The organism is Bifidobacterium sp. POST2/T3 (B1), from assembly GCF_058197115.1.
Map to the genome: position 1 here is coordinate 1 of NZ_JBVPQK010000124.1, position 7,139 is coordinate 7,139.

At 54.8% G+C, this 7,139-nt stretch carries 7 protein-coding genes; 4 read left to right on the top strand and 3 right to left on the bottom strand.

Going from position 1 to position 7,139, the window contains the following annotated elements; all coding sequences use genetic code 11:
- On the bottom strand, positions 1-413 hold a 413-nt coding region (locus AC0AP0_RS06960), incomplete at its 3' end, for an Hsp70 family protein (RefSeq protein WP_490429651.1).
- Positions 414-790: 377 nt separating this feature from the next.
- Between AC0AP0_RS06960 and AC0AP0_RS06965 the strand changes: the two genes are divergently transcribed.
- On the top strand, positions 791-2,563 hold the full coding sequence (locus AC0AP0_RS06965; RefSeq protein ID WP_490429869.1) for a glycoside hydrolase family 13 protein: 1,773 nt from the start codon (positions 791-793) through the stop codon (positions 2,561-2,563).
- A gap of 183 nt (positions 2,564-2,746) precedes the next feature.
- On the opposite strand, the gene AC0AP0_RS06970 is transcribed toward AC0AP0_RS06965, so the two are convergent.
- Complete coding sequence (locus AC0AP0_RS06970; RefSeq protein WP_490429875.1) at positions 2,747-3,373, bottom strand: DUF624 domain-containing protein; 627 nt, start codon at positions 3,371-3,373, stop codon at positions 2,747-2,749.
- A 322-nt stretch (positions 3,374-3,695) separates the two neighbouring features.
- Between AC0AP0_RS06970 and AC0AP0_RS06975 the strand changes: the two genes are divergently transcribed.
- A complete protein-coding gene (locus tag AC0AP0_RS06975) occupies positions 3,696-4,700 on the top strand; it encodes a LacI family DNA-binding transcriptional regulator (RefSeq protein ID WP_490429870.1) in 1,005 nt (334 codons plus the stop codon).
- Positions 4,701-4,945: 245 nt separating this feature from the next.
- Here the strand turns inward: AC0AP0_RS06975 and AC0AP0_RS06980 are convergent, their stop codons facing one another.
- A complete protein-coding gene (locus tag AC0AP0_RS06980; protein WP_490429871.1) occupies positions 4,946-5,647 on the bottom strand; it encodes a histidine phosphatase family protein in 702 nt (233 codons plus the stop codon).
- Positions 5,648-5,915: 268 nt separating this feature from the next.
- Between AC0AP0_RS06980 and AC0AP0_RS06985 the strand changes: the two genes are divergently transcribed.
- Both AC0AP0_RS06985 and AC0AP0_RS06990 read left to right on the top strand, forming a co-directional pair.
- Positions 5,916-6,281 (top strand): DUF4235 domain-containing protein, encoded by a 366-nt coding sequence (locus tag AC0AP0_RS06985; protein ID WP_490429872.1) that lies wholly within the window; start codon positions 5,916-5,918, stop codon positions 6,279-6,281.
- A gap of 106 nt (positions 6,282-6,387) precedes the next feature.
- The coding region (locus tag AC0AP0_RS06990; RefSeq protein WP_490429874.1) for a nitroreductase family protein at positions 6,388-7,139 on the top strand (752 nt) is incomplete at its 3' end.

The window sequence follows — 7,139 nt, forward strand, 5'->3', positions numbered from 1 at the left end:
CCGGCGATCTTGCCGGCATCCTTGGTGGCCTGGCGCTGAGCGTCGTTGAAGTATGCAGGGCAGGTGATGACCGCGTCAGTGACTGGTTCGCCCAGGTAGGACTCGGCATCCCTCTTGAGCTTCATAAGAATCTGGGCCGAAATCTCCTGCGGGGTCCACTTCTTGCCGTCGATTTCGACGGACCAGTCGGTGCCCATGTGGCGCTTGACCGAGCTGATGGTCCGGTCCACGTTGGTGACCGCCTGGCGCTTGGCAACCTCGCCGACCAGAATCTCGCCGGACTTGCTGAATGCCACTACCGATGGCGTGGTCCGCGCGCCCTCAGCGTTTACAATTACGGTGGGCTCGCCGCCCTCCAGGGTTGCAATGCAGGAATTGGTGGTTCCCAGATCAATGCCAACTGCACGTGCCATACTCATTTACCTCCTGATGAAATCGGGCGTAGGGCCTGACCCTGCACCTCATCGTTCACGTTCTCCGCTCGCGCTTCGTTCGTGGTCCCGATGGCCGACTCCCGTCAGCCCGGGCAAGCAGCCATCATGACCACTCCAAAACTTGAGCCTACATCACTCAACTTCTTATGGCAAATATTATTCCCGGTTCTTCGAAATTGTCGAGCACAACAATGGTCAATGCGATGAAAACGTATGCAATTATTTATCTTCACGACCTGGACTCAATGTATGTGATTCTAGAATAGAATGGAGGGACACGGTTGACCAATGGTATTGCTATCGTTGTCATACAACTGCTGATCAATAAGACGGCCTGTTTCAAGGAGGAGATACGTATGACCGATAACAACGTGAACGACGATTGGTGGAAACAGGCGGTTGTATATCAGATATATCCACGCAGTTTCAAGGATGTCAACGGAGACGGCATTGGCGACATCCGAGGCGTTACCGAAAAAATGGAATATCTTCGAGATCTGGGCGTAGATGCCATCTGGCTGTCGCCCTTCTACCCATCGGAATTGGCCGACGGCGGTTATGATGTCATGGATTACCGGAACGTCGACCCGCGTCTGGGAAGCATGGCTGATTTCGACGAAATGGCCGGAAAGGCCCACGAAATGGGTCTCAAGGTCATCGTGGACATCGTGCCCAACCACACGTCAAACAAGCACCAGTGGTTCCAGGATGCCCTGCTGTCGGCCCCTGGCTCCCCAGAGCGAGACAAATACATCTTCCGACGGGGCAGAGGCTCGAACGGCGAACTACCGCCAAATGGCTGGATGTCCTTGTTCGGAGGGCCGGCCTGGGAACAGGTTGACGATGGCGAATGGTACTTGCATATATTCGCCAAAGAGCAGCCTGATTTGAACTGGAAGAACGAGCAGGTTCACGAAGCCTTTAAGGACATATTCCGCTTCTGGTCCAATCACGGCACGGACGGCTTCCGCATCGACGTGGCCCATGGTCTGGCCAAGGATCTGGACAGCCGTCCCCTGTCCGAGCTGGACAAGTGGCCCGTTCAGGAACAGTCTGAGTATCACAGCAGTGAGCATCCACTATGGGACAGACCTGAAGTACATGATATTTATAAGGAATGGCGAAAGGTCTTCAACGAATTTGAACCTCATCGCTTCGCAGTCGGAGAAGCCTGGGTCGTACCTGAGCACCAGCATCTGTACGCATCCGAGAACGAACTAGGACAGGTCTTCAACTTCGAATTCGCCAAGGCTAATTGGGACTGCCAGGCCTTGTACACCGCCATTGCCGAAGGTCTGCAATCCGCCGAGGATTCCGGGTCGACCACAACATGGGTGATGAGCAACCACGATGTGGTCAGACAGGCCACCAGATACGCCCTGCCTCAGGTGGACAGCTCCTCTTATCATCAACTCGACAAGGACTGGCTTCTTCGAGATGGGCAGACGTATTTCGAGGACCGGGCCAAGGGCACGCGCAGGGCACGCGCTGGATTCGCCCTGGAAGCCGCCCTGCCCGGCTCCGTGTACATCTATCAGGGTGAGGAGCTTGGCCTGTTCGAGGTTCCTAATATTCCCTGGGATCGTCTGGAGGATCCGACTGCGCACCGAACCCGCGGCAAATACACTGAAAAAGGCCGCGATGGATGCCGGGTCCCCCTGCCCTGGGTCACCGGAGACACCCCTGCCCCCGCAAAATGGAATCCCGCCTTTGGAGAAGGGGCATCCTTCGGATTCTCCCCCTCGCACACCAAGGATGGAGGTCCAGCAAGAGACCCTCACCTGCCACAGCCCCTTTGGTTCAAGGACTTTGCCGTAGATAAGGAGGAAAGCGACGAGACCTCGATGCTCTCCCTTTATCGTAAAGCCCTCAGTCTACGGGCCACACTGCTGACCCCCACAGGCAACGTGAAGGTTACAGCCCTGACTGCCACAGAGGGTCGGATTTCCTACACACGCGAAGCACTTGTGGATTCCAAGCCCGCGAAGCTGACCTGTCTGACCAATTTTTCACAGACACCGGCCTCCCTTCCACAGGGTCGGACCATACTCGTGTCAGACAGTCTTACCGACGATGGCCTGCTTCCCCAAGACACAACCGCCTGGGTTGTTGACGCAATGGAGGAATAACTGCTGAAGGACGCTGAATCCAAGGCAAGCAACAGGGTCCTGCGGCAATATGTGGATTGCTCCAGGACCCTGTTGAAGAATCTGGCATGCGTCAGAGCATCTGTTATCCTCCGAAATACCCGCGGCTCCAGCAGCATCCCGAGAAGCAACCATGACCACTCATCACAATATTGCCAGGCCACCTCAGTGAGTGGTCTGCGACATTGAGGCATTTGCAACAAAATGCTTGAAGGCGCCATTAAGCAGGGGCGTATGCACCATAATCAGAGTCCCGTAGCCGAAAAGCAGCAGCAAAAAAAGGCCTTGGGGCATATAGAACCACGATAGGACCAGTAAAGCAAGATATAGTGAGTCAAAAAACACCATGATCAAAGTTCGCCCGAGGTTGGCCAAGGCAAATACCCATGCGTTGAACAGGGTGTGGCCAATGGTGTTTTCAAAACGCGACTGCAAGGCCCAAACCCACTCGAACCCCAACACCCACAAAATACTGAAACCAAACTTGACGATCAGCAGCGGCGTGATTTGGACAACAACCCAAGCGTAAACCAACAGCAGGAGCAGGGGCCCGAAAACAAGCCATATCATGGTTGCCTTGACGAAGTTTGAACGGAAAGCCCGAAAATAGTTCGATGTCACATGCCCTTGCCCCTCTAGACTCCTCCTGGCCGCATCATGGCCAGCGGTCAGAGCAGTCCCGATGGATATCAAGGGAATTGACGTGACCACCATGAGGATGTTGATCCATATCGCGTCAATGAGATCTGCGAGGCCTTTCATAAAACCTGAATCAGGAGAAAGAAAATTCAATGGAACCCCCAAGCCGGGAAAGGGCAGGAAACCAGCAACGACACTCGTTCCATACCGTGTTGCCGTTTTCCATGATAACCCACAGCAAACTGCCGTAGATTCTGTCATCCGCTGATGATGCCTTTCTGGCTGATCAGACAGAAGACCAGAGCGTTGACTACCCCTATGTCGTTTCCAGCACGTTGCTGGCTCTTGCGGCTGCTGAAGCATATGCTGGGCTGACCGTATTTTAATCAAGCGCGCTATCATCAGATATCTGAGTACCGTTGCGGCATCCTATTGCAGGCGCTGGTCTTGGCTCAGCATTGACGAGGAGTTATCCATGGAACCCACAATCCAAGACGTGGCCAGACAAGCGAATGTTTCCGTGTCCACCGTTTCCCGATCGTTCACCCGACCAGAACTGGTTTCCGAGCGCACACGTTCCAGGGTCCTGTCAATTGCGCAAAAATTGAATTTTTCGATTTCGCGCTCCGCGACCGCTCTCAAGTCAGGCCAGTCCCTACGTGTGGCGGTTCTCATCAGCGGCCACTTGAACACTTGGTTCAACTCGACCATCGTGGAAGGATTCAACGAGGTCTTTTCACGCAACGGCTACGACATCTCCATCTGCCAGATCACCAGCGGCCAGGCACGAAGAGAATTCTTCGAAGCATTGCCGGTGAAGCGCAACGTCGATGCAGTCATCGTCACATCCTTCGACATTGAGGCCTCCGAGGTCTCTCGCCTTACGAGTATCAACGTGCCGATCCTCAGCCTTAACGTTACCGAGGAGAACGGTTTCATGGCTTCGGTGCGCAATGACGATTTCAGTGGCGGCATGGTGTCGGCCAATCATCTGATAGCTCTTGGGCACACAGGTATTGCATACATTCGTTCAACTCCTGTTGCTTCCCTTCGCTTCAGCGTTCAAGCCAGATTGGAGGGATTTTTGAGTGCCTGCAAGGCAGTCGGTATCAAACCAATGGTTCTGGCAGCTCCGGCAACCGAAAACCCCACCAGTGCCGTACTGGCAAAACTGGAAAGCATGAAGACCAGGCCCACCGCAATCGCCTGTCAGGAGGATGCTCTGGCAATACCGCTGATTTTCCAGCTGCAACGGTTCGGTATCGCCGTTCCCTCGGACATGTCCGTGATCGGATACGACGACAGCAGATTCGCAGAGGATATCGGGCTGACCACCATTCGGCAGAAACCCTATGATATGGCAGTTTCACTTGCCAAGAAGACCCTGCAGCTTATTGAGGGAAACACGCCGGAAAACCGGCATGAGCTTATTGCTCCCACATTGATCCTCAGATCGTCCACCGGTACGCTCAAGCGTTGAAACATCCATGCGGCGAGTCAGCGCCTGTTGACCTGATGCCCCCTCCCCCCAGGGGATAAAAGCTCCCCTCAATGCAGAGTTCGTCTTAGTATTTCTGCATCCCATCGATAACAGCCCTGAGATTGGCAAAGAAGTTGATACCCTTAATGGTTTTGATGTACTTGTCCTGCATATTCTTGCTGTAAATCAAGCCGTATCTGAATACCGCAACGATCACTCATCAGCAGAATTCGCCTGGCACCGATTCAGCAATTCCACTGCTTCAAGACCCGATCACCTTTATAGAAACCAAGGACTCCGAAGTGTGCCGTATACATGCGCAGCAATCTCGCATCTATGGGATCAAGCCCAAGCCATCGCACAGCCAGGATCCGCAGCACATGTGCATGGGCTATGAGAATCACATCCTTGCCATCAAGAACTTGCGGCGCTATAGCCGCGATCGCCTTATCGACACGCTCAGCGACCTCCTGAAGGGATTCTCCAGAGGTGACATGTACCTGCACATGCTCACCACCTGGAAGCACTTCCTCCCGATCAGCCTTTGGCAGGTTCATCACGGCAGCAGGCCCGTCAGACCATACATCCCAGTCACGGCCTAGCTCCTTACTGAGGTCCTGACGAATCTGGCCCTCGGCGTGACCATAATCCCACTCCATTATTTCAGGCATAGGGAGTGGCTGATCGAATCCAGCCTGCTGTGCAGTCTGCAAGGCGCGCTTAAGCGGACTCACATATACACAATTCTTTTCGAATCCATGTGGGAAGGATTGCCTAAGACGGACACCAGCCTGTCTAGCCTGGATCATTCCCTGTTCAGTCAGCGGTATGTTCGTCCTACCCGTGTACTGACCTGATACGCTCCAAGCTGTTTGACCATGGCGCAGCAAAACCACTGAACCCGGCTCCGAGGCATCCTTGCCCACATTCTCGTCTGCGTTAAGCATGACTTGACCTTATCACTGCAGAGGCCCAACCCTCTTTAAGGCCCTATCCCTGGCCAGGAGGGAACCAGTGCAGGACGAATGCGCCTCCACAGAGCAGCCGCTGACCGATGAACCAACTTTGCTGATTAGTGAATTAGGCGAGGTGTCGCCACGATTGCATAAGCCCGATAGCGCCGGAGGAAAACCTCAGCAGCAGGATCAGACAGTTGTCAACGTCTATCCCCGATGCAAGCGACTGATGACCCCTTGCGTGTGGGATAATGGACCTATGACGGACTCAGGACGGGAACCTGGCAGGATGGCCGACCAAGTGGTCGGCATGCTTCATCAGGTGGATGACAAGGTGAATGACATGCGCAACTCGATTGAATCGGACCCAGAATCGTTGGCAGACAAGCTGGTCAAGTTTGCGCTTCCCAGCATCGCCGCACTCCTGGCGGGCAAGCTCTTCCAGTCTTTCTGGAGCGGGCTGGTCCGCAAGCGCAACGGAGGCGTTGACAACCCCGAAGAGAATCAGGAGAGCGCTACCGCCGGTCTCCTCTTCGGCGTTCTGTCGGCAGCCGTCACCGCCCTGGTCTCCGGCCTGTCCGAGCGTGGTTCCCAGGCTCTGATTGATCGCCGCCACCAGCGCTGAAAGCATAGGATGCTAACTGGCAACCAGGCAGTGCTCGATAACGCTGATTGCGTGATTTTAACGACAAGGTCTTGCATTGGCAGGCATTGACGGCAAGAATGTCAAAATGACCTTAACAAATTCACAGAAAAACCCGGCCACGAATCCGGCCGATAATCCCACCATACGGACTCTGCTTGAGCGACGCTCCATCCGTGGATTCACAGACGAACCGGTTGACGACCAGACCATCGCCCTGCTAGAGCAGGTGGCCCAGCATGCAGCGACCAGCCGGTACTTCCACGAATGGTCGGCCATCAGAATCACTGATCATGATGAGGCGCTTGCCATCGCCGATATGGCCCATCAACGCTATGTCGCCGAAGCCCCGCTGCTCTACATCTTCCTAGCCGACCAACGTCGCAATGCAGATCTGGTCCGACGATTCGCCGATGATGTGGATCCAGATACCACCCTGCTCAACTCCGGGTATGTCTTCCTGCAGTCGCAGAACGATGCGGTTCTGGCCCTGCACGCCATGGAGACCGCAGCCAACGCCTTGGGCCTGGGCGGAGTCATTCTGGGCAGCGTAATCAATGACACAAACAGATTGATTGATTTGCTCAAGCTGCCCAAACTGGTCTATCCGGTGCTGGGTCTTGCCATCGGCCACCCGGCCCAGGACCCAGATCCCAAGCCCAGGATGCCTCGCCAGGCGCAAATCTTCACCAACACCTATCAGAGGGCCGACGACGATGCGGATATGAAAGATGCCCTGGCTGACTTCGACCAGACAGTCACACGCTATTATCGGGACATCCGGCACATGGACGCTCCCCACCGCTCATTCAGTGCCATTATGGCTGACAAGGTTCGCAA